Genomic DNA, 20,864 nt, shown 5'->3' with positions numbered 1-20,864 from the left:
TTTTTTTAAAGAGGAAACTATGCGTTTACTTCATACCATGCTGCGCGTTGGCGATTTACAACGCTCAATCGATTTTTACACCCGTGTGCTGGGCATGCGCCTGCTGCGTCAAAGCGAAAATGCTGAATATAAATATACACTTGCGTTCGTCGGCTACACCGAAGAGAGCGAAGGCGCGGTGATTGAACTGACCTATAACTGGGGCGTAGACAGCTACGACCTGGGGAATGCTTATGGCCACATTGCGCTGGGCGTTGATGATGTCGCGGCGACCTGTGAACGTATCCGTAACGACGGCGGCAACGTGACCCGTGAAGCGGGCCCGGTGAAAGGCGGCTCCACCATCATCGCCTTCGTTGAAGATCCTGACGGTTACAAGATCGAGCTGATCGAAAACAAACATGCCGGTCACGGCCTCGGTAACTAACCGTTACCGCCCATCAGCCTGCCTCCTGCAGGCTGATTCTTACTTCCCTCGCCCACATCTGCTGCAGAGAGTGCGCTTTTTTGGCATACTACGCGCTGCCCTTTTTCTGCAATGAGATCCTGATGTCTGAATCGTCTTCCCCCAACGCACTCAATCAACGCTTTCGTGGTTTTTATCCTGTCGTGATCGATGTTGAAACGGCGGGCTTTAATGCGCAAACCGATGCGCTGCTGGAAGTCGCTGCCATCACCCTGAAAATGGATGATGAGGGTTGGCTTCATCACGACGAGACGCTGCATTTTCATGTGGAACCCTTTGTCGGTTCGCTCCTGCACCCGGAAGCGCTGGCGTTTACGGGCATCGATCCCACGAATCCTTTGCGCGGCGCAGTCAGCGAATATGAGGCCCTGCATGCCATTTTTAAAATGGTGCGAAAAGGCATCAAAGAGACCGGATGCAACCGCGCCATCATGGTCGCTCACAACGCCACGTTTGATCTGAACTTTATGAATGCGGCGGCGGAACGTGCGGGCCTGAAACGCAATCCCTTTCATCCCTTTGCGACCTTCGACACGGCCGCGCTGAGCGGACTGGTGCTGGGCCAGACCGTGTTGGCGAAAGCCTGCAAAGCCGCAGGAATGGCGTTCGACAGCAGTCAGGCGCACTCCGCGCTCTATGATACACAGCAAACGGCGACCTTATTTTGCGAGCTGGTTAACCGCTGGAAACGGCTGGGAGGCTGGCCGTTAGCTGTAACGGAAGCGTCGGCGACGGGTGGAGAAACAACCGAGTAACGCGCGTAAAAAAGGCCGACGAGGTCGGCCTTTTTCAGTTATTCCGCTTCTTTAAACTTCTCAGCGGTTTCTTTGATTAACGGCTGCAACTCGCCGCGCTGGAACATTTCAACAATAATGTCGCAGCCGCCGACCAGTTCGCCATCAACCCATAACTGCGGGAACGTGGGCCAGTTGGCGTATTTTGGCAGCTCTGCGCGAATATCCGGGTTCTGCAGAATATCCACGTAAGCAAAGCGCTCACCACAGGCAGACAACGCCTGGACCGCCTGCGCAGAGAAACCGCAGCTTGGCAGTTTCGGCGAACCTTTCATGTACAGCAGGATCGGGTTTTCTGCGATCTGGCGCTGAATTTTTTCTACAGTACTCATTATTGCCTTCCTTAATTCGTCACTTCGTGTTTCTTTATTGTAGCGACTTCACGCCAGGACTGAAAACGAGATTTTGGCTCGTCCGACGTTAAATCGCCATGTTTGCTAAGTAGGCTGGTCAGGCATTCGCAGGAAACTGTGACAAAGACTATGAATGTATTCATAATTTGCAATGAATTTGCTGCTATAAGAGACTGAAATTCCTGATTTATGCCTGATTTTTATCCAGGCCATCAATTAATAAAAAAAGGACTTACTCTTTTAAAAAAAACTGGACTAGAATGACTTCGGCGCTGATCGGTGATCAGATTTTTCTTAACTTTGTCAGAGACCTGTTTGATCTGACAGCTTAACCAGTAAACGGACTATGCGTTCAATCATTACGCTTCTTATTCTGGCTTTTGCGCAACTCTTCTTTAACATCGCTGCTGCATCCCCGCATGCGACGGTTAAGGCCAGCTTGCATAAGGTAGAGAAAAAAAGTGCGCGCGACGATGATCGGCGCAAACGACGCGCGGTTAAAGCCTCATCTAAAAAAAGTCGCACCTCCGCTGTTCAGAAAGTCAGTAAGACCACGAAAACCAGCAAAACGACCTCCCACACCACCACGCACAAAACGCTCGCTAAAACGACTGCCTCGCACAAGACGCTGAGCAAAAAAGTCGCCGCCAATACCGCCAGCAAAAAACGGTATGGTCATCAACGTGCTGCGAAGGCGTTAACGGCAGACAATACCGAAACCGGCACCATTAAAATGAGTAAAGCGCATCGCCAGCGTTACCAGAAAGCGCGTGAAACGGCGATGGCAAAACTGATGGGGCAACTTGGCAAGCGTTATCAGTGGGGAGGCAAATCGCCCCATACGGGTTTTGATTGCAGTGGCCTCGTATGGTACGCCTACAAAGACGTCGTGAAGTTTAAGATCCCCCGTACCGCTAACGAAATGTACCATCTGCGGGATGCAGCACCGGTCAACCGCGAATCCCTTGAAAAAGGCGATCTGGTTTTCTTCCGCATCAACGGGCGTGGAACCGCAGATCATGTCGGGGTTTACCTGGGCAACGGTAAATTCATTCAGTCACCGCGTACCGGTAAAGATATTCAAATCAGTGCGTTGAGCGAAGATTACTGGCAGCGCCATTATATTGGTGCGCGTCGCGTTATGACGCCAAAGACCGTTCGCTAAACGTCCTTCATACAAAAAAGCCGGGAAAGGCAACTTCCCGGCTTTTTTATTGCCCACCTCACCCCGATTGTGCAGCCGGGTGTTGCGGGCGAAAATGCCGCACCTGCCGGTGATACGGTCTGACAGACAGGACGTATCACCGGCAAGGCTGGACGCGCAGTCAGCGAGTCAGTCAGCCAGTCAGCCAGTCAGCCAGTCAGCCAGTCAGCCAGTCAGCCAGTCAGCCAGTCAGCCAGTCAGCCAGTCAGCCAGTATAGCCTCGCTGCAAACGAATGCGACTAGTGCAGAATAGCGGTGAAGCTAAACGCGATGATCATTAACAGTGCGGCTGCCGTCGTCATTAATGACAGTTTCAAATCGGTACTCATCCCCTCTCCTTTAACCCTGACGTTTGTAAGGTGAAAGCATTTTCACATACGCGTGGGTAAAAATCTCGTTTTATCCGCACAGCCTTGTTAGAATCCCCCCTTTGTTGCGCAACAGCGCGCAATATCGGTTGCGTCCGCGCCCTTTTCAGACGTTATTTCCTGCCCTGATGACTCAATACCGGACAGAAAAGCGATGTTTTTCGCAGAAATAACCGTCCGCTGACGCAAACGTTTAACAATATGCTTATCAATAATTTAGATAGGCCCGGGAGTTCGATTTACATGGCAACAATTAAAGATGTGGCGAAGCGTGCGGGCGTGTCCACCACGACCGTCTCACACGTCATCAATAAAACGCGCTTTGTCGCAGAAAATACCTGCGAAGCGGTGTGGGAAGCGATTCGGGAACTGCATTATTCTCCCAGCGCAGTCGCGCGTAGCCTGAAGGTGAATCACACCAAAACGCTGGGCCTGCTCGCCACGTCCAGTGAAGCGCCCTACTTTGCTGAAATTATCGAAGCCATTGAGAATCACTGCTTCGATAAAGGCTATACCCTGATTTTGGGCAACGCACATAATGACCTGCAAAAACAGCGCGCCTATCTGTCGATGATGGCGCAAAAGCGCGTTGACGGGCTTCTGGTGATGTGTTCAGAGTATCCGGATGATCTGCTGCAAATGCTGGAAGCGAACCGCAATATTCCGATGGTGGTGATGGACTGGGGCGAATCCCGTGCCGACTTTACCGATACCGTACTGGACAATGCTTTCCAGGGCGGTTATCTGGCAGGACGTTATTTGATTGAGCGTGGTCATCGCGATATTGGTGCCATTCCCGGCCAGATGGAGCGTAACACGGGAGGCGGTCGCCATGCCGGTTTCCTTAAGGCGCTGGAAGAAGCGGGTATTCAGCCACGTGCCGAATGGATTGTGCAGGGTGACTTTGAACCCGAATCTGGCTATCAGGCCATGCAGCAGATTCTGTCACAGAAGCAGCGCCCAAGCGCCGTATTCTGTGGGGGCGACATCATGGCGATGGGCGCAATCTGCGCGGCCGACGAAATGGGCCTGCGCGTGCCGCAGGATATCTCCGTCATTGGTTACGACAATGTGCGCAATGCGCGCTATTTCACTCCGGCACTGACCACGGTGCATCAACCTAAAGCCCAGTTGGGTGAGAAGGCGCTGGAGATGTTGTTAGATCGCATCACCAGTAAGCGGGAAGAGTCGCAGACGATTGAAGTCCACCCGACGCTTATTGAGCGACGCTCGGTGGGCTATGGTCCTTATCGCGATTATCGCCGTTAATCCTCGCTCAACCACTCCTGATTTAGCGTTTGCGCATCGCCCAGGTACTGGAGTAACCACCCCAGCGCCGGTGATGCGCGATCTTCCGCCCAGCTGACGCAGCAGGGACTTTCCGGAAACGCCTGCGGTAAGTTCAGCTCTGCCATCTCGCCGCTGTCCAGTAAGGGCCGCGCTAAATGGCCCGGTATCATCGCGACACACAAACCGGCGCGCACACAGTCCAGACCGGTTTGCCAGTCCGGGACCACCAGCCGGCGTTGGTTATCCAGCGCCCAGGTCATACGACGCGGTAACGCGCGCGACGTATCTTCCAGCACCAGTGAAGGCCAGTTGCGCAACGCCTCATCACCCAGCGTAGCAACCTGCGTCAGAGGGTGCTGACGCGCCACCACGCAACGCCAGTTCAGGGTGCCCATATCGCGAAAGGCGAAACGCCCCCCCACCGGAATCGCCTGTGTCGCACCTATCGCCACATCCACTCGCCCGTCTGCCAGCGCATCCCAGACGCCGTTAAAGACCTCATAGCTGATGTGCAACTCCATGTCGGGAAAATGGCGGTAAAAATCCCTGACAAACTGCCGGGTCCGCTGCGGTTTGACGATGCAGTCGACGGCAATACCAATCTGACCGCGCCAGCCGTTGGCGAGCTGTTGACACTGACGTCGTGTGGCATCCATTTTTTTGATAACGCTGCGCCCTTCCCGCACAAAATGCTCGCCCGCCGGGGTGAGAATCACCTCCCGGTGCTGGCGTTCAAACAGCGGCACAGCCAGCCAGGTTTCCAGCTGGCGAACGGTATAGCTGATGGCAGAAGGCACACGGTGCAGTTCCTGGGCGGCCGCGCTAAAGCTGCCACCGCGTGCGACCGCATCCACCACTTCCAGCGCATATTCAGACCACATAATTTGCCTTCAAAATTTTTAACAGCAACAGGCAAATTTTACCGTTTCACAGCGTGAAGTACAGCTTTTACACTGCCCCGCGTTTATTCTGCAACTGATGAGAACCCGATGTCCGCTTCAAAAGGCTTTATTCCCTATCTTGCCGTGCTCAGTATGCTGGGCTTTCTGGCAACCGATATGTACCTGCCCGCCTTCGGCGCTATGCAGCAAAGTTTTAGCACGTCAGCCGGGATGATCAGCGCCAGCATGAGCCTGTTTCTGGCCGGTTTTGCCTGTGGTCAACTGGTCTGGGGTCCCTTATCTGATCGGTTGGGGCGTAAGCCGGTGCTGCTGGCAGGCCTCGTCCTGTTTGCTCTGGGCTGTGCGGGTATGTTGTGGGTAGATAATGTGATCCTGATGCTGGTACTGCGTTTTGTACAGGCTATCGGCGTGTGCGCGGCGGCCGTCAGCTGGCAGGCGCTGGTCGTCGATCGCTATCCTCAGTCACAGGCCAATAAAGTCTTTGCTACCATTATGCCGCTCGTCGCGCTGTCTCCCGCCCTGGCGCCGTTACTGGGCGCCTGGCTGATCGGCCATTTTCACTGGCGCGCCATTTTTGCGGTGCTGACAGGAATTGCTGTGGCGCTCATCCTGGTCACGCTGCGCCTGCCTTCGCCGCAAAAAAAGCAACGTTCCCCTGCTCCGCAGCCTGGGTTTCTGACGCTGCTGCGCGCACGTGCCTACAGCGGTAACGTACTGATGTATTCCGCCTGCTCAGCCAGTTTTTTTGCATGGCTGACGGGTTCGCCGTTTATCCTGGCTGATATTGGTCTGTCTCCTGCGGATATCGGGCTCAGTTATATTCCCCAAACCATCGCCTTTTTAATCGGCGGGTTTGGCTGCCGTGCGCTGCTCAACCGGTTTTCTGGCGCAACGCTGCTGCCGTGGCTGCTCGGCGTCTATAGCCTGAGTGTCGGGGCGCTGTTTGCCGTCGCGCTTTCGGGAAGCCCGTCACTCACGGCGTTACTGGTGCCGTTCTGCGGCATGGCGCTGGCAAATGGCGCGATTTATCCGATTGTGGTGTCCAGTGCGCTGCTGCCCTTCCCAAATGCCACCGGGAAAGCGGCGGCATTGCAGAACACGCTTCAGCTCGGACTCTGTTTTGCCGCCAGCCTTGCGGTGTCCGCAGGCTTGATCCAGGCTCTGTTTACGACCACGCTAATTATGATGGTGACGATTGGTCTGGCATGGATGGGCTATCAGTTACAGCGCCGCGCCGGCGCACAAACTGATATTGCCTCATCTGCACATCCCTGCCAGGATAATCACTGAGGCAACGATTTGCGTGTTACCCGTTTTCACTGACTGAATCAGGGTCTGCCAGTGTGCCTCCTCTGCCAGACCCACTCGCACTGTCATCATAATAAAAATGTTTCACACAGCCTTCAGGCTGTGACGGCATCTGTGTGAGCAACGCTGCATGGATACCGACGTTTTCTCTTCTCTGTACCCTTTTTGTTGTCTGGCGCAAGGCGTCATCTGTGACTTTTCTCATAATCCTGAGAAACAGCTCCTGCTTTTTCTCAGGTTCTGACGGTTCTGGTGATGGAGTGGCTATGAGTTCATCATGTGTAGAAGAAGTAGGCATCGAACGTAACCATTGGTATCGCATCGTTCAGGAGTTACTGCAAAAAGCCGATATTGAAATTAACGGTTCGCGGCCCTGGGATATTCAGGTCAAACACCCCGATTTTTTCAAACGCGTTCTGCAGAAAGGATCCCTGGGCCTGGGCGAGAGTTATATGGATGGCTGGTGGGAATGCGAGCGGCTGGATATGTTTTTTCATCGGGCGCTGAAGCATAAACTCGACGAGCAACTGCCGCATCATATTCAGGACATCCTGCGTATTGCGCTGGCGCGTCTGGTGAACCTGCAATCCAAAAAGCGGGCCTGGCAGGTGGGTAAAGCCCACTACGATTTAGGCAACGATCTCTTCAGCCTGATGCTGGATCCTTACATGCAGTATTCCTGCGCGTACTGGAAAGACGCCACCACGCTTGAGGCGGCGCAGGAAGCCAAACTCGATATGATTTGCCGCAAGCTGCAACTCAAACCGGGAATGCGCCTGCTGGATATCGGCTGCGGCTGGGGCGGCCTGGCGGCCTTTGCCGCCAGAAATTATGGCGTGAGCGTTCAGGGCGTAACCATCTCGGCAGAGCAACAAAAACTGGCTCAACAGCGCTGTGAGGGGCTGGATGTCCAAATCCTGTTGCAGGACTACCGCGATCTCGATCAGCAGTTTGATCGCATTGTGTCCGTGGGCATGTTTGAACATGTCGGGCCTAAAAATTATCCCACCTATTTTGCTACGGTCGATCGCAACCTGAAGCCTGACGGGATTTTCCTGCTTCACACAATAGGCGCGATCAAAACGGATATGCACGTCGATCCCTGGATTGGCAAATATATCTTTCCGAACGGCTGCCTGCCCTCTTTGCGCCATATCGCCGACGTCAGCGAACCCCATTTTATTATGGAAGACTGGCATAACTTTGGCGCGGACTATGACACGACATTGATGGCCTGGCACGAACGCTTCTTACATGCCTGGCCGCAGCTTGCCGGGCGCTATGACGAACGCTTTCGCCGCATGTTCACGTACTATCTGAATGCCTGCGCGGGTGCGTTTCGCGCCCGCGAGATTCAGTTATGGCAGGTGGTGTTTAGCCGTGGCATAGAGGGGGGATTGCGCGTAGCACGGTAACAGGACGCGCTGCGGTTTGGCGCCGCGCATTGCCCGAACCGGCTCAGGTCGGTTGGCTGAGATGCCCGGGCGACGGCGCGTCAGCGGTTTCCCGATAAAAAAGCAGCCCTGTCATCAGGGCTGCTTTTTTTGCAATACCCGCATGCGGATGACAACAAGATTGTTGCCAGGCGGGCCTTATTCGTGATCGGCTTCCGGCTGATCGGCCTGCTCCGCAAGCGCCTTCACGGCAGCGGCTTCACGCTGCGCCAGCACGCGCTCTACCGTATCCACAATGGCCTGTGTATGGGGATCGATTTCAATGTTGACCCGATCGCCAAAGGTTTTGGCACCCAGGGTGGTGCGCTCCAGCGTTTCAGGAATCAAATGGACGCAGAACTTCGTTTTTGTCACATCACCCACAGTCAGACTGATGCCATCAATGCCGACAAATCCTTTGTGCAGGATGTATTTCATCTGCAGAGGATCCTGAATCCTGAACCACACTTCGCGGTTGTTTTCAGAGCGGATAATTTTGCAAATTTCTGCCGTGGTCATGATATGGCCCGACATCAGGTGTCCGCCAATCTCATCACTGAATTTGGCCGCGCGTTCAATATTCACCACGTCGCCCTGGCGCAAGTCGCCCAGATTGGTCACGCGTAAGGTTTCTTTGATCAGGTCAAAACTCACCAAATCACCGTTAATCTCGGTAACGGTCAGGCAACAGCCGTTATGGGCCACGGATGCGCCAAGTGCCAGTCCTGGCACCAGTTCAGCGGGAAGCCGGACAACATGAGTACGGAATAAACCTTTATCTTCAATGGACACGATTTCTGCGGTGCCCTGCACAATACCGGTAAACATAATCTTTGCCTCTGTGAAGTTTGCCTCCAGTTTATCACAGGCGCGCTTAACTTTTAGATTTCAACGTGCTGAGAGATGCGCAACCGCAAAGCGTGACAAAGATTGGAGAAATCGGCTGCGGCAGTTACACTAGTGCCGACTTCGCCTGAAGTCGTCCTCATTTCCTTATTAATCACACAAGTCAGGTGTTTACGTGCAGAAGTATTTAACAGAAGCGCGTCAATTGCTGGCCCTCGCGATTCCCGTTATCCTGGCTCAGGTGGCGCAAACCGCGATGGGATTTGTAGATACCATTATGGCCGGCGCCGTCAGCGCCACGGATATGGCCGCCGTCGCTGTTGGCACGTCCATTTGGCTTCCCGCCATCCTGTTTGGTCATGGTGTTTTACTGGCATTGACGCCGACCATTGCGCAACTTAATGGTTCAGGTCGCCGCGAGCGCATCGCTGAACAGATTCGTCAGGGGTTTTGGCTGGCGTTTTTTCTCTCATTGCTCATTATGCTGGTCCTCTGGAACGCGGGCTATTTTATTCGCTCGATGCACGATATCGATCCGCTGCTGGCTGAAAAAGCGGAAGGTTATCTGCATGCCCTGCTGTTTGGCGCGCCGGGTTACCTGTTTTTTCAGGTGATGCGTAACCAGTGCGAAGGGCTGTCTAAAACCAAGCCCGGCATGGTGCTGGGCTTTCTGGGATTGATGCTCAACATTCCGCTCAACTATGTCTTTATCTATGGGCATTTTGGTATGCCCGCGTTGGGCGGTGTGGGCTGTGGCGTCGCCACCGCCTCCGTTTACTGGGCGATGTTTATCTGTATGCGCTTTTGGGTGCGGCGCATGCGCAGCATGCAGGATATCCGGCCTGAACAGCGCTGGTCATCGCCCTCGGCCGCCATTCTGAAACGTCTGGCCGGTCTGGGCCTGCCTGTCGCCCTGGCGCTGTTTTTTGAAGTGACCCTGTTTGCCGTGGTGGCGCTGTTAGTCTCCCCGCTGGGCATTGTGAATGTGGCTGGTCACCAGATTGCCCTGAACTTCAGCTCGCTGATGTTCGTGCTGCCGCTGTCACTGGGCGTCGCGACAACCATTCGCGTGGGCTATCGCCTGGGTCAGGGATCAACCGAACAGGCGCGCGTGTCCGCCTGGACCGCGCAGGGCGTGGGCGTGAGTATGGCCGTGCTTACGGCGATCTTTACGGTGACCTTCCGCCATCACATTGCGCAGCTCTATAACGATAACCCCGACGTAGTGACGCTGGCTGCTCAACTGATGATGCTGGCCGCCATTTACCAGATTTCGGATTCCATTCAGGTGATTGGCAGCGGTATCCTGCGCGGTTACAAAGACACAAGGTCTATTTTCTTTATAACCTTTATCGCCTACTGGCTACTGGGGCTGCCTTCAGGGTATATCCTGGCGTTGACCGACTGGGTGGTGCCGCGCATGGGCCCGGCAGGATTCTGGTGTGGGTTTATTGTCGGCCTGACCTCAGCCGCCGTCATGATGCTGTGGCGGGTTCGGCGTTTGCAGCAACTCCCGGCCGCGTTAATCCTTTCGCGCGCATCGCGTTAAAAGCAGAACGGGCCGTAACAGGCCCGTTACGTTCAAAAAAACGACGCTTCGCACAGATGATGTTCATTCATTTGCAATTTTGCGTTTTTCCCCTTGCCAGCCTTCTGCGCTGTCGTTAATATTCGTCCCCGCTGTCGCCCTGACAGCATGTTGCGCTCTTAGCTCAGTTGGTTAGAGCACCACCTTGACATGGTGGGGGTCGATGGTTCGAGTCCATTAGAGCGCACCAAGTGCGTCCGTAGCTCAGTTGGTTAGAGCACCACCTTGACATGGTGGGGGTCGGTGGTTCGAGTCCACTCGGACGCACCAAATTTATTTTGCGCTCTTAGCTCAGTTGGTTAGAGCACCACCTTGACATGGTGGGGGTCGATGGTTCGAGTCCATTAGAGCGCACCACTCTTTTACTTCCTTTCTTCACTTGCGCAACAACCCATTTCTTGATTTACATTGCCTTTACGTACTGTTTTTCGATTGGTTTTCGCATACTTAGTGATTATACTGGCCGCGTTGTTTACTTGAAAGGTTTCAGCGACTACGTGCTTATGACGATAATTAAGATTGTTTGCGCAACAACGTCCCGGTGGTTAAGCCAACTAACCACGCAACTTCTCTGCACGCCTGGCCTTCGTCACCTATTCTTATCCTGTATCACCCTTTTCTCTTTCAACCAGCGTTTTCATTTCGGTGCGCTGTCATCGAAACCCTATTTATCATCCATCACAACTTACAGATAACCCGTCATGAAAAAGACTAAGATCGTTTGTACTATCGGCCCAAAAACCGAATCCGAAGAGATGTTGACCCAGCTGCTTGAAGCAGGCATGAACGTGATGCGTCTGAACTTCTCGCACGGCGACTATGCAGAACACGGTCAGCGCATCACCAATATGCGTGCTGTCACCCAAAAAACTGGCATTCCTGCCGCTATTCTGCTGGATACCAAAGGTCCGGAAATCCGCACCATGAAGCTGGAAGGTGGCAATGATGTGTCACTGAGAGCTGGCCAGACCTTTACTTTTACCACTGACCAGAGCGTGATTGGCAACAGCGAACGTGTTGCGGTGACGTATTCTGGCTTTGCCAACGATTTGAAAATCGGCAATACCGTTCTGGTTGACGATGGTCTGATCGGCATGAAAGTGACTGAAGTCACCGAAAACAGCGTCATCTGTGAAGTCCTGAACAACGGTGATTTAGGTGAGAATAAAGGTGTTAACCTGCCAGGCGTTTCTATCCAGTTGCCTGCGCTGGCCGAGAAAGACAAACGCGACCTGATTTTTGGTTGTGAACAAGGCGTTGATTTCGTTGCCGCGTCCTTTATCCGTAAGCGCTCTGACGTGCTGGAAATCCGTGAGCACCTGAAGCAGCACGGCGGCGAAAATATTCAGATCATCTCTAAAATTGAAAACCAGGAAGGCCTGAACAACTTCGACGAGATCCTGGATGCGTCTGACGGCATCATGGTCGCCCGTGGCGATTTGGGCGTTGAAATCCCGGTTGAAGAAGTGATCTTCGCGCAGAAGATGATGATCAAAAAATGTAATAAGGCGCGTAAGGTTGTTATCACCGCCACCCAGATGCTGGATTCCATGATCAAGAATCCACGCCCTACTCGCGCAGAAGCCGGCGACGTAGCGAACGCCATCCTGGACGGGACGGACGCCGTCATGCTGTCGGGCGAAAGTGCGAAAGGCCGTTATCCGCTGGAGTCGGTCACCATCATGGCGACCATCTGTGAGCGTACCGACCGCGTGATGAAGCCGCGCATTGATGAGCAGAATGACAACCGCAAACTGCGTATCACCGAAGCGGTGTGTCGTGGTGCCGTTGAAACCGCCGAGAAGCTGGAAGCGCCACTTATCGTTGTCGCAACAGAAGGCGGTAAATCAGCGAAGGCCGTGCGTAAGTACTTCCCTAACGCCACCATCCTGGCCTTAACCACCAATGCCACCACAGCGCGTCAGTTGATTCTGAGCAAAGGTATTGAGACGCGTATGGTCAGCGAAATTGCCTCAACCGACGATTTCTATCGTCTGGGTAAAGAAGCGGCGCTGGAAAGCGGTTTTGCTCAAAAAGGCGATGTTGTTGTGCTGGTTTCTGGCGCGCTGGTGCCAAGTGGAACCACGAATACCGCATCGGTACACGTGCTGTAATACGGGGTTTATGGCTTTATTATCGAAAGCGCCTTAAAAGGCGCTTTTTTTATGGGCTTTGTAATACAGATTCCTGAAAACGCCAGCCCAAAACAACAATAAAAACGCCCCTGAAATTAAGGTTAATCCGATTAAATCTCTCTGTTTTAGCTAAATTTTTTTATGTTCTTCTTTGATCCGCTGTTTCTTTGAGCGAACGATCATGTTTAAGCATGTTCTTATCAAAAAATTATTCTCAAGTTAAAAAGCTTTGTGTAATACTTGTAACGCTACATGGAGATTAACTCAATCTAGAGGGTATAAATAATGAATCGTACTAAACTGGTACTGGGCGCGGTAATCCTGGGTTCAACTCTGCTGGCTGGTTGCTCAAGCAACGCTAAAATCGACCAGCTGTCTTCAGACGTTCAGACTCTGAACGCTAAAGTTGACCAGCTGAGCAACGACGTGAACGCAGTGCGTTCTGACGTTCAGGCTGCTAAAGATGACGCAGCTCGCGCTAACCAGCGTCTGGACAACCAGGCTCACTCTTACCGTAAGTAAGAGTTCTGGTTTTAAAAATGGTGCCCTTGTGGCACCATTTTTTTTGTCTGCTGATCCGCAACTAACGCCTTCTCTTTCACTGATGCCGCGTCGTTCGTCGACAGCACTTTGCCCTGTCCTGCCTCGTTTACTGTCGCGACTGTCCGATGGCCCCATTCCGCATCGGTTATGTCCAGGCAGGCCTGTCGCCTCAATCTGCTTCGGTTAGTACACTGACAGGACTCGCGCCCTGTCCCGCATTAATTAGTGTGCCGACAGGACGCTCGCCTCATCCTGCACCGGCTCACCGGCACTGACCAGCACCGGCATGCCCGAACGGCGCGTCAGCGTAGCGTTAATTAAGGCCTGGTCACTTTTCTCGCTCTTCATAAACGTCCTGAAGCCCGCACTTAAGGCCAGAGGCGCGGTTTGCGGATCGTCTTTCTCGCTGCGCGACAAGGGCTGATGGACTTCAACGTAACGTTTGCCATCGGGCTCAACGGTATATTTCACCGGTTGGTTAATCACCTGCACACGCGTTCCCACCGGCACCGCATTAAACAGCGCTTCAATATCGTCCGTGCGCAGGCGAATACAACCCGAACTCACGCGCATGCCGATACCAAAATTGGCATTAGTACCATGGATAAGATATTGCCCGGTTCCCCGCGCCATACGCAACGCATGCAGCCCCATAGGGTTATCCGGGCCTGCGGGCACCACTGCAGGCAGGGTAATGCCCTCTTTCGCGTAGCGCTTACGAATATTCGCGGTAGGCGTCCAGGTGGGATTAGGGATTTTCTGGCTGATGCTGGTCACCATCACGGGCGTCATGATCCCCATCTGACCGATACCAATCGGATACACGATGACCTTGTTTTCACCTTTTGGGTAATAGTACAACCGCAGTTCCGCCAGGTTTACCACAATGCCTTCGCGTGGCGTATCCGGCAGAATCATCTGTAGCGGAATGGTCAGCTGCGTACCCGGCTTGGGCAACCACGGATCGGTGCCTGGGTTCGCTTCCAGCATGCCCAGCAGGCCAACCTGATAACGCGCAGCGATATCTTCCAGCGGGCGTTTATTATCTGGCACCTGGGTAACAAGATTTTCACCTGTCAGGCGGCTGCCAGGCGGCGGCAAGGGATATTCGGTAGCAAAACCGGGTGCAGAGAGCCCAAAACAGGTCAGCAGCAATGCACCGGCTATATAAAAAGCAGGTTTCATGCGATGTTCTCATCAGACAGTAAAAAGACGCCGGATGGCGTCTTTGGAGTGTATCTTAGCTGAGGTTCTGAGCGGTATGGCGAATTGACTTAATCATCGCCTCCAGCCCCTGCGAGCGCGTCGGCGTGAGGTGCTGAACGAGGGCCAGTTCGCTGAACCAGTGGCGAACATCCAGTGCCACGATTTCAGCGGGTTGCAGGTTCTGATAAAGGCTAAATACGATAGCAATCAGTCCCTTAACGATAGCTGCATCACTGTCACCTTCAAAAGCGATCGTACCGTCTGCCTGCGGGGTCATCTTGATCCACACCTGACTCTGACAGCCGGTAATGGCATTTTCAGGCTGGTGCAGTGTTTCAGACGATTCCGGGAGTTTGGCACCTAATTCAATGATGTACAGATACTTCTCTTCCCAGTTAGCGCAACGATTAAAGTTGCGCACCAGTTTCTCTTTTTCTGGCAACGTGGCCATGAATCACTCCGTTTACGTTGTTCAGCCGCCCAGCAGGCGATGAATACGCGTCAGACCTGCCGCCAGCCGATCCACTTCGTCTTCACTATTGTAGAACGTGAAAGAAGCGCGACACATCGCGGGGACCTGATAATGGCGCAGCAGCGGCATAGCGCAATGGTGGCCGGTACGAATCGCGATACCGTACTGATCAAGGAAGCTGCCGACATCAAAGGCGTGATGTTTGCCCAGGTTAAAGGCAATCACACCGGTACGCTGCTGCGAACCGTAGATCTGGATATCCGGCACGGAGGCGAGCTTATCAAGCGCATAATTCATCAGGATTGTTTCCCGCTGATGAATCGTATCCAGTCCCAGCGCCTCAACATACTCCAGCGCGGCGCCAAGACCAATGATGCCACCGGTATTCGGCGTTCCGGCTTCAAAACGCCACGGTGCCGTATTCCAGGTGGTGCCGGTGGGCAGCAGGACTTCACCAATCATCGATCCGCCCCCTTCCCAGGGCGGCATGATGTCCAGCAGCGCCTTGCGGCCATACAGCACGCCAATGCCCGTTGGGCCATAGAGCTTATGGCCGGAGAACACATAGAAGTCGCAGCCGATATCCTGTACATCGACGGCGCTGTGCATCACGGCCTGCGCCCCGTCGATCAGGGTAACCACACCTGCTGCCCTGGCCTGCGCGACGATGGCTTTGACCGGATTCACCGTACCAAGCACATTGGACACATGGGTGACCGCCAGCAGGCGCGTGCGGCTGTCAATCAGCCCCGCCAGTTGATCCAGCGCCAGCTCACCGTTGTCGGTCAGGGGCAGTACCCGAATTTCCGCACCACAGCGTTCAGCCACCATCTGCCAGGGCACGATATTCGCATGGTGCTCCATCTGCGTGATAATCAGGTTATCACCGGGTTGCAGTTGACTGCCCGCCCAGCTGTTGGCAACCAGGTTGATGCCTTCCGTCGTACCTTTAACAAAAACGATTTCTTCCGCAGAAGTCGCATTCAGAAAACGTGCCGCCTGTTCGCGAACGTTTTCCATATCGCTGGTTGCCTGCTGGCTGAGCGTGTGAATACCGCGGTGCACGGCGGCATAGCCGTGCTGGTAGAAATGGCTTTCGGCATTGATGACCGACAAAGGACGCTGTGCGCTGGCCGCGCTGTCAAGGTAAGCCAGCGGATGACCGTTGACCTCACGCTTCAGAACCGGAAAATCCGCTCTGATACGCTCGAGATCGAAGTTCATCATGAGTTGTCTCCTGGAAAACGCTGAGCAATGCGCTGGAGCACCGCCTGGCGAAGAACGGGGTTCTCCAGCGTTTCGGTTAACTCAGCCGCAAAGGCGTGAATGATCATGGTCTGCGCGGCATCCTGCTCAATACCGCGCGAACGCAGGTAGAACATCTGCTCGTCATCAATACGGCCTACGGTCGCACCGTGGCTGCATTTAACGTCATCGGCATAAATTTCCAGCTGCGGCTTGGTATCCACTTCGGCCAGGCGGCCTAACAGCAGATTGTTGTTGGTCATCTGACCATCTGTCTTTAACGCATGCTGCGCCACTTTGATGTGGCCGTTAAAGACCGCACGCCCTTTGTCACGCACGATGGTTTTGTGCATCTGACGGCTCAGGCAGTGGCCTTTGTTGTGCTCAAGATAGGTGCGGGTATCCGCCACTTCCTGATTCACGGGCAGCACCAGACTGTTCAAAGAAAGCTGGGTGTTTTCGCCATTGAGCTGCGTACTGGTGTTATGACGGCTTAAACCCGCACCCAGTAAGAAGCTGGTGCTGGTCACCTGCGCATCACGGTTAATCACGATGTCATTATGGGCAAAGTGATAACTTTTAGTGCTTTCAAAGGCCAGCTTGGTGTGCTTCAGCGTAGCATTATCAGCGACAGCAAAGGTAAAGCGACCGCCGGTGAAGTGCGCGCTGTCGTTCAGCGTGACATAGTGCTCGATGACTTCCGCTTCTGCACTCTCTTCCAGTTGCAGATGATGACGGTAATGAACGGTGTTCATGCCATCATCTTTGCCGCTGGTGATGTGCAGCAGGTAAAGCGGACGTGAAGCCGCCTTACCGCGCGGCAGACGAACATGGGTCACTTCTTCAGCCAGGCTTTCCGTCAGATGCAGAAAGACTTCTGGCTGAACGGGCGCAGGCAGATCGCGACGCTCAGCGGCAACGCTGTGCTGAATCTCGAAAAAATCAGTCCCGGTCGCGCTCAGCGCAGACTGGAATTTGCCGTCGATAAACACCAGACGAATGGCATCCAGCGGCAGAGCGAGCGCTTCAACCTGTGAAGCACTCACGTCCTGCGACTCAGGCAACACAAAGTGCTGTGCCAGCAGGCCATCCAGCGGCGTGTATTTCCAGTTTTCATGCTTGCGCGTGGGCAAGCCCAGACGCATTAACTGCTGCCAGTGCTGCTGTGCCTGCATGGAGCGCAGTTCACCGCGCGATTCAAACAGGTGGTGCCACTGTTGCAGCGCAGTATCACTCTTCGTCGGTAAGCCAGCCATAACCCTGCTCCTCCAACTGTTTCACCAGCGAGAAGTCGCCAGATTTCACGATCTTGCCCTGATACAGCACATGCACAAAATCAGGTTTGATATAGTCCAGGATACGCTGATAGTGCGTGACGATGATGAACGCACGCTTCTCATCGCGCAGGCTGTTTACGCCGTTAGCCACGATTTTCAGGGCATCGATGTCGAGACCGGAGTCCGTTTCGTCCAGAATGCACAGATCGGGCTCAAGCGCGGCCATCTGCAGAATATCGTTACGCTTCTTCTCACCGCCGGAGAAACCGACGTTGACAGAACGGGTCAGCAGATCTTCAGGCATCTTGAGCAGATTAATTTTCTCTTCGATGAAATCCTGGAAATCAAAACGATCGAGCTCATCCTGCTGACGGTATTTGCGCACTGCGTTCACAGAGGTCTGCAGGAAAAACTGGTTGCTGACGCCAGGAATTTCAACCGGATACTGGAACGCCATGAAGATCCCTTCACCCGCGCGCTCTTCCGGCTCCAGCTCCAGCAGGTCTTTGCCTTTAAAGGTCACTGAACCGCCGGTGATTTCATAGTCTTCACGGCCAGCTAAGGTTGCAGACAGCGTACTTTTACCTGAACCATTCGGTCCCATGATGGCATGAACTTCGCCCGGTTTAATTTCAAGGTTCAGACCACGTAAGATCGCTTTGTCTTCAACGCTAACCTGTAAATCTTTAATACTTAACATACTTATTCCTTCACATTGCTTCCGGCAACGCGTGTGACGGCGTCAATCAGCCCACACTGTGCTCAAGGCTGATGGCTAACAGTTTTTGTGCTTCCACTGCAAATTCCAGCGGCAGCTCAGAGAATACGTCTTTACAGAAGCCGTTCACGATCATCGAGATAGCATCTTCTTCACTGATGCCACGTTGCAGACAGTAGAACATCTGATCTTCGCCGATACGTGAAGTGGTCGCTTCATGCTCCAGCTGGGCGGTGTTGTTGCGGGTTTCAACATACGGGAACGTATGTGCTCCACAATCTGGCCCAATCAGCATGGAATCACACTGGGTAAAGTTACGTGCGTTGGTGGCCGTCGGCATGATTTTCACCAGGCCACGGTAAGTGTTCTGGCTTTTACCGGCAGAGATACCTTTGGAGATAATGGTCGACCGGGTGTTTTTACCAATGTGAATCATCTTGGTACCGGTGTCCGCCTGCTGGCGTCCGCTGGTTAAGGCGACGGAGTAGAACTCGCCCACGGAGTGATCGCCACGCAGGATACAGCTCGGGTATTTCCAGGTAATGGCCGACCCGGTTTCCGACTGCGTCCATGACATTTTACTGTGGTCGCCTTCACACAGCGCACGCTTGGTCACGAAGTTAAGGATACCACCCTCGCCTTCACCGCCCGGGAACCAGTTCTGCACGGTGGAGTATTTCACTTCCGCATTCTTGTGGATGATCACCTCGACCACCGCTGCGTGCAGCTGATAGCTGTCACGGACCGGTGCAGAACAGCCTTCAATGTAGCTGACATAGCTGTCTTCATCAGCAATCAGGATGGTGCGTTCAAACTGACCGGTTTTCGCCGCGTTAATACGGAAGTAGGTTGACAGCTCCATCGGACAACGCACCCCTTTCGGGATGTAAACAAAGGTACCGTCTGACGCAACCGCTGAATTCAGGGCAGCGAAGAAGTTGTCGTTGGGTGGCACTACTGTGCCCAGATATTTCTTCACCAGCTCCGGATGATCGTGAATGGCTTCACCGAACGAGCAGAAGATAATGCCCTGTTCCGCCAGCTTGCTACGATAGGTGGTGGACACCGACACCGAGTCAAAAATGGCGTCAACCGCCACTTCTTTGCCTTCACGCACCGGTACACCCAGTTGGTTGAAGGCGTTTTCCACTTCCTGCGTCAGGTAATCGTTGGCAGGCGCCGCGCCTGAAGCCTGCGTGGCTCCCGGCTCCGACGCACAGGTATCGTCACAATTGCCGCACGACGGCGCGGAATAGTAACTGTAATCCTGATAGTCGAGCTTTTCGTAATGCGCTTTCAGCCAGTGTGGCTCTTCCATTTCCAGCCAGGCACGAAAAGCTTTAAGCCGAAACTCCAGCATCCACTCTGGCTCGTTACGCTTAGCCGAAATTGCGCGCACGACATCTTCATTGATGCCGTTGGCAAATTCTTCGGTTTGCAACTGGGTAAAGAAGCCCTCTTTATAATTGAGCTTGCCTTCCCACATTTGTACATCGTCAGATGTTTCGCTGTGTCGTGACATATTTCACTTACTCGACGCCAAAGCTTTCACCGCACCCGCAGGCGTGTTGAGCTTTAGGGTTATTGAATTTAAAAATTTGATTCAGGCCTTCACGGACGTAATCCACTTCAGTGCCATCGATAAATGGCATCGCCTGAAGCGGTACAAACAATGTTGCGCCGTAGTAGGTAAACTGCAGGTCGTCATCTTCTGGTTGCTTCACCAGATCCATGACATAACCAAAGCCGGCACAACCGGATTGTTTAATCGCTAAACGCAGGCCCTTGACTTCTGGGTTTTCTGCGGCCAGATTTAGAATTTGTTTCGCTGCGGTTTCGGTCAGCGTTAACCCTTTCCACACATATTCGTCAGGTGAGAAAGAGTCTGCATTCACGGATGACATGTTGCTACCTCTTGTGAGTCCGGACCTTTTCAGGCTATCCCCCTATGGTAGTGATCTCACTGATCACTTCAACCTCTTGTTTTGCAGGGATAATCATTAGGTGCTGTTTTTAACAGCGCATTTATTAAGCATAGCGTCTTCAGCCAGGCTTGCATTCGCAAAACAGGCAGGAAGTATGACCTCGTAACCTGTTAATAACTGGTGAATTTTAAAATCATCACTTTATGATAAACCCTTTATTGATAGGTTACGCCTTTCTGTGTTGTAAACAGATTGTTATTTCCGATTATACCGACAGGTGAAATAAATCGGAAAAAAATTCTCATTTGCCAATTGCAATCGCTGTTCAGTTGAATATGATAATTATTATCATTCAGCATCAGGATGCGTTATGTCGTTATCGGTTTCCGCCTGGCTTCAGCACAAACTTGATGAATACCGTTTTTCGGTTCGCGATCTCACTGTCGATTTTTACCTGGCGCAGGCCAGACTTGACCGGGCTGAGTGTACCGTTCAGCAGTTACGTCAGTTCAATGATACCTGTCTGGATATGGCAGAACTTTGCCAACTGAACGGTGACGACCAGAGTTATTTGCATGCCATGGGTAAGCTTCATCACCGACTGGTCGTAGAAATGCAAAATCCCGACCGGGATCGGCTGTTTCGCATTCAGGCTTACCAGCTGGCAAGACTGTCACTGACCCGGCTATGCCACCAGCTGGCCATTACAGGTGAATGGGAACAGGCAACGGTGCTCCAGAGTAACTTTGTCAAACATGCAGGCTGGATATTCTAATCCAGCCTGCGGTTGA

21 protein-coding genes and 3 tRNA genes are annotated in these 20,864 nt (G+C 53.3%); 13 read left to right on the top strand and 11 right to left on the bottom strand.

All coding sequences use genetic code 11. The features are described 5' to 3' along the window. The first annotated feature begins 19 nt into the window (after window positions 1-19). On the top strand, window positions 20-427 hold the full coding sequence (gene gloA / locus C1N64_RS11815) for a lactoylglutathione lyase (protein ID WP_033741163.1): 408 nt from the start codon (window positions 20-22) through the stop codon (window positions 425-427). Window positions 428-549: 122 nt separating this feature from the next. Then, window positions 550-1,221 carry a ribonuclease T gene (gene rnt, locus C1N64_RS11810; protein ID WP_006118986.1) on the top strand — a complete coding sequence of 224 codons (672 nt, stop codon included), beginning with the start codon at window positions 550-552 and terminating at the stop codon, window positions 1,219-1,221. Between the two features lie 38 nt (window positions 1,222-1,259). Here the strand turns inward: rnt and C1N64_RS11805 are convergent, their stop codons facing one another. After that, on the bottom strand, window positions 1,260-1,595 hold the full coding sequence (locus C1N64_RS11805) for a Grx4 family monothiol glutaredoxin (RefSeq protein ID WP_170317969.1): 336 nt from the start codon (window positions 1,593-1,595) through the stop codon (window positions 1,260-1,262). A gap of 364 nt (window positions 1,596-1,959) precedes the next feature. Here C1N64_RS11805 and C1N64_RS11800 point away from each other — a divergent pair, with 364 nt between their 5' ends. Next, window positions 1,960-2,778 carry a C40 family peptidase gene (locus C1N64_RS11800; RefSeq protein ID WP_394514824.1) on the top strand — a complete coding sequence of 273 codons (819 nt, stop codon included), beginning with the start codon at window positions 1,960-1,962 and terminating at the stop codon, window positions 2,776-2,778. 278 nt (window positions 2,779-3,056) lie between these two features. Here the strand turns inward: C1N64_RS11800 and C1N64_RS11795 are convergent, their stop codons facing one another. Then, window positions 3,057-3,146 (bottom strand): cytochrome bd-I oxidase subunit CydH, encoded by a 90-nt coding sequence (locus C1N64_RS11795; RefSeq protein ID WP_100208612.1) that lies wholly within the window; start codon window positions 3,144-3,146, stop codon window positions 3,057-3,059. Window positions 3,147-3,428: 282 nt separating this feature from the next. Between C1N64_RS11795 and purR the strand changes: the two genes are divergently transcribed. Further along, on the top strand, window positions 3,429-4,454 hold the full coding sequence (gene purR, locus C1N64_RS11790) for an HTH-type transcriptional repressor PurR (protein WP_006118983.1): 1,026 nt from the start codon (window positions 3,429-3,431) through the stop codon (window positions 4,452-4,454). Here purR and punR read toward each other — a convergent pair. Further along, complete coding sequence (punR, locus tag C1N64_RS11785; RefSeq protein ID WP_367143089.1) at window positions 4,451-5,356, bottom strand: DNA-binding transcriptional activator PunR; 906 nt, start codon at window positions 5,354-5,356, stop codon at window positions 4,451-4,453. The genes purR and punR overlap by 4 nt on opposite strands. Before the next feature lie 108 nt (window positions 5,357-5,464). Between punR and punC the strand changes: the two genes are divergently transcribed. Both punC and cfa read left to right on the top strand, forming a co-directional pair. Beyond that, window positions 5,465-6,667 carry a purine nucleoside transporter PunC gene (punC, locus tag C1N64_RS11780; RefSeq protein WP_324019824.1) on the top strand — a complete coding sequence of 401 codons (1,203 nt, stop codon included), beginning with the start codon at window positions 5,465-5,467 and terminating at the stop codon, window positions 6,665-6,667. 284 nt (window positions 6,668-6,951) lie between these two features. Next, window positions 6,952-8,100 carry a cyclopropane fatty acyl phospholipid synthase gene (gene cfa, locus C1N64_RS11775; protein WP_033741158.1) on the top strand — a complete coding sequence of 383 codons (1,149 nt, stop codon included), beginning with the start codon at window positions 6,952-6,954 and terminating at the stop codon, window positions 8,098-8,100. Between the two features lie 177 nt (window positions 8,101-8,277). Here the strand turns inward: cfa and C1N64_RS11770 are convergent, their stop codons facing one another. After that, window positions 8,278-8,946 (bottom strand): riboflavin synthase, encoded by a 669-nt coding sequence (locus C1N64_RS11770; protein ID WP_033741155.1) that lies wholly within the window; start codon window positions 8,944-8,946, stop codon window positions 8,278-8,280. Window positions 8,947-9,139: 193 nt separating this feature from the next. Here C1N64_RS11770 and C1N64_RS11765 point away from each other — a divergent pair, with 193 nt between their 5' ends. The 6 genes from C1N64_RS11765 to C1N64_RS11740 all read left to right on the top strand — a co-directional run bounded on the left by C1N64_RS11765 (window position 9,140) and on the right by C1N64_RS11740 (window position 13,209). Further along, window positions 9,140-10,513: an MATE family efflux transporter gene (locus C1N64_RS11765; RefSeq protein WP_006118979.1), complete on the top strand. Its 1,374-nt coding sequence runs from the start codon at window positions 9,140-9,142 to the stop codon at window positions 10,511-10,513. Between the two features lie 152 nt (window positions 10,514-10,665). Continuing rightward, window positions 10,666-10,742: transfer RNA gene (locus tag C1N64_RS11760), tRNA-Val, on the top strand. 3 nt (window positions 10,743-10,745) lie between these two features. Further along, window positions 10,746-10,822 (top strand) — tRNA-Val (locus tag C1N64_RS11755). Window positions 10,823-10,832: 10 nt separating this feature from the next. Then, a tRNA-Val gene (locus tag C1N64_RS11750) sits at window positions 10,833-10,909 on the top strand. Window positions 10,910-11,253: 344 nt separating this feature from the next. Continuing rightward, complete coding sequence (pykF, locus tag C1N64_RS11745; RefSeq protein WP_110267579.1) at window positions 11,254-12,666, top strand: pyruvate kinase PykF; 1,413 nt, start codon at window positions 11,254-11,256, stop codon at window positions 12,664-12,666. A gap of 306 nt (window positions 12,667-12,972) precedes the next feature. Beyond that, complete coding sequence (locus C1N64_RS11740) at window positions 12,973-13,209, top strand: major outer membrane lipoprotein (RefSeq protein ID WP_006118977.1); 237 nt, start codon at window positions 12,973-12,975, stop codon at window positions 13,207-13,209. 243 nt (window positions 13,210-13,452) lie between these two features. On the opposite strand, the gene C1N64_RS11735 is transcribed toward C1N64_RS11740, so the two are convergent. Genes C1N64_RS11735 through sufA form a run of 7 tightly spaced genes read right to left on the bottom strand, consistent with a single transcriptional unit; the run spans window position 13,453 to window position 20,052 of the window. Beyond that, a complete protein-coding gene (locus C1N64_RS11735) occupies window positions 13,453-14,415 on the bottom strand; it encodes a L,D-transpeptidase family protein (protein ID WP_367143090.1) in 963 nt (320 codons plus the stop codon). Between the two features lie 55 nt (window positions 14,416-14,470). After that, complete coding sequence (gene sufE / locus C1N64_RS11730; RefSeq protein WP_006118976.1) at window positions 14,471-14,887, bottom strand: cysteine desulfuration protein SufE; 417 nt, start codon at window positions 14,885-14,887, stop codon at window positions 14,471-14,473. Between the two features lie 21 nt (window positions 14,888-14,908). Further along, window positions 14,909-16,132 carry a cysteine desulfurase SufS gene (gene sufS / locus C1N64_RS11725; RefSeq protein ID WP_394515508.1) on the bottom strand — a complete coding sequence of 408 codons (1,224 nt, stop codon included), beginning with the start codon at window positions 16,130-16,132 and terminating at the stop codon, window positions 14,909-14,911. Beyond that, the gene (gene sufD / locus C1N64_RS11720; protein WP_205958343.1) at window positions 16,132-17,409 is read right to left on the bottom strand and encodes a Fe-S cluster assembly protein SufD; all 1,278 of its coding nucleotides are present in this window, start codon (window positions 17,407-17,409) and stop codon (window positions 16,132-16,134) included. Before sufD ends, sufS begins: the two co-directional genes overlap by 1 nt. Further along, on the bottom strand, window positions 17,384-18,130 hold the full coding sequence (gene sufC / locus C1N64_RS11715; RefSeq protein WP_006118973.1) for a Fe-S cluster assembly ATPase SufC: 747 nt from the start codon (window positions 18,128-18,130) through the stop codon (window positions 17,384-17,386). The genes sufD and sufC overlap by 26 nt, the downstream gene beginning before the upstream one ends. Before the next feature lie 46 nt (window positions 18,131-18,176). Beyond that, a complete protein-coding gene (sufB, locus tag C1N64_RS11710; protein ID WP_033741147.1) occupies window positions 18,177-19,670 on the bottom strand; it encodes a Fe-S cluster assembly protein SufB in 1,494 nt (497 codons plus the stop codon). A gap of 7 nt (window positions 19,671-19,677) precedes the next feature. Next, window positions 19,678-20,052: a Fe-S cluster assembly scaffold SufA gene (gene sufA, locus C1N64_RS11705; RefSeq protein ID WP_006118971.1), complete on the bottom strand. Its 375-nt coding sequence runs from the start codon at window positions 20,050-20,052 to the stop codon at window positions 19,678-19,680. 391 nt (window positions 20,053-20,443) lie between these two features. On the opposite strand from sufA, the gene C1N64_RS11700 reads away from it, so the two are divergent. Continuing rightward, the gene (locus tag C1N64_RS11700; protein WP_006118970.1) at window positions 20,444-20,848 is read left to right on the top strand and encodes a hypothetical protein; all 405 of its coding nucleotides are present in this window, start codon (window positions 20,444-20,446) and stop codon (window positions 20,846-20,848) included. Window positions 20,849-20,864: the final 16 nt, after the last annotated feature.

The sequence above is a fragment of the Pantoea sp. SGAir0215 genome (genome assembly GCF_043543215.1).
This window is presented reverse-complemented; position numbering and strand designations above follow the sequence as displayed.

Bases quoted from the DNA above. Each gene is read 5' to 3' on its own strand.
- cfa (WP_033741158.1), top strand. From the start codon at position 6,952: ATGAGTTCATCATGTGTAGAAGAAGTAGGCATCGAACGTAACCATTGG.
- gloA (WP_033741163.1), top strand. From the start codon at position 20: ATGCGTTTACTTCATACCATGCTGCGCGTTGGCGATTTACAACGCTCA.
- rnt (WP_006118986.1), top strand. From the start codon at position 550: ATGTCTGAATCGTCTTCCCCCAACGCACTCAATCAACGCTTTCGTGGT.
- C1N64_RS11735 (WP_367143090.1), bottom strand. From the start codon at position 14,415: ATGAAACCTGCTTTTTATATAGCCGGTGCATTGCTGCTGACCTGTTTT.
- sufE (WP_006118976.1), bottom strand. From the start codon at position 14,887: ATGGCCACGTTGCCAGAAAAAGAGAAACTGGTGCGCAACTTTAATCGT.
- purR (WP_006118983.1), top strand. From the start codon at position 3,429: ATGGCAACAATTAAAGATGTGGCGAAGCGTGCGGGCGTGTCCACCACG.
- punR (WP_367143089.1), bottom strand. From the start codon at position 5,356: ATGTGGTCTGAATATGCGCTGGAAGTGGTGGATGCGGTCGCACGCGGT.
- C1N64_RS11740 (WP_006118977.1), top strand. From the start codon at position 12,973: ATGAATCGTACTAAACTGGTACTGGGCGCGGTAATCCTGGGTTCAACT.
- sufS (WP_394515508.1), bottom strand. From the start codon at position 16,132: ATGAACTTCGATCTCGAGCGTATCAGAGCGGATTTTCCGGTTCTGAAG.
- pykF (WP_110267579.1), top strand. From the start codon at position 11,254: ATGAAAAAGACTAAGATCGTTTGTACTATCGGCCCAAAAACCGAATCC.
- C1N64_RS11770 (WP_033741155.1), bottom strand. From the start codon at position 8,946: ATGTTTACCGGTATTGTGCAGGGCACCGCAGAAATCGTGTCCATTGAA.
- punC (WP_324019824.1), top strand. From the start codon at position 5,465: ATGTCCGCTTCAAAAGGCTTTATTCCCTATCTTGCCGTGCTCAGTATG.
- C1N64_RS11800 (WP_394514824.1), top strand. From the start codon at position 1,960: ATGCGTTCAATCATTACGCTTCTTATTCTGGCTTTTGCGCAACTCTTC.
- sufB (WP_033741147.1), bottom strand. From the start codon at position 19,670: ATGTCACGACACAGCGAAACATCTGACGATGTACAAATGTGGGAAGGC.
- sufA (WP_006118971.1), bottom strand. From the start codon at position 20,052: ATGTCATCCGTGAATGCAGACTCTTTCTCACCTGACGAATATGTGTGG.
- sufC (WP_006118973.1), bottom strand. From the start codon at position 18,130: ATGTTAAGTATTAAAGATTTACAGGTTAGCGTTGAAGACAAAGCGATC.
- C1N64_RS11700 (WP_006118970.1), top strand. From the start codon at position 20,444: ATGTCGTTATCGGTTTCCGCCTGGCTTCAGCACAAACTTGATGAATAC.
- C1N64_RS11795 (WP_100208612.1), bottom strand. From the start codon at position 3,146: ATGAGTACCGATTTGAAACTGTCATTAATGACGACGGCAGCCGCACTG.
- sufD (WP_205958343.1), bottom strand. From the start codon at position 17,409: ATGGCTGGCTTACCGACGAAGAGTGATACTGCGCTGCAACAGTGGCAC.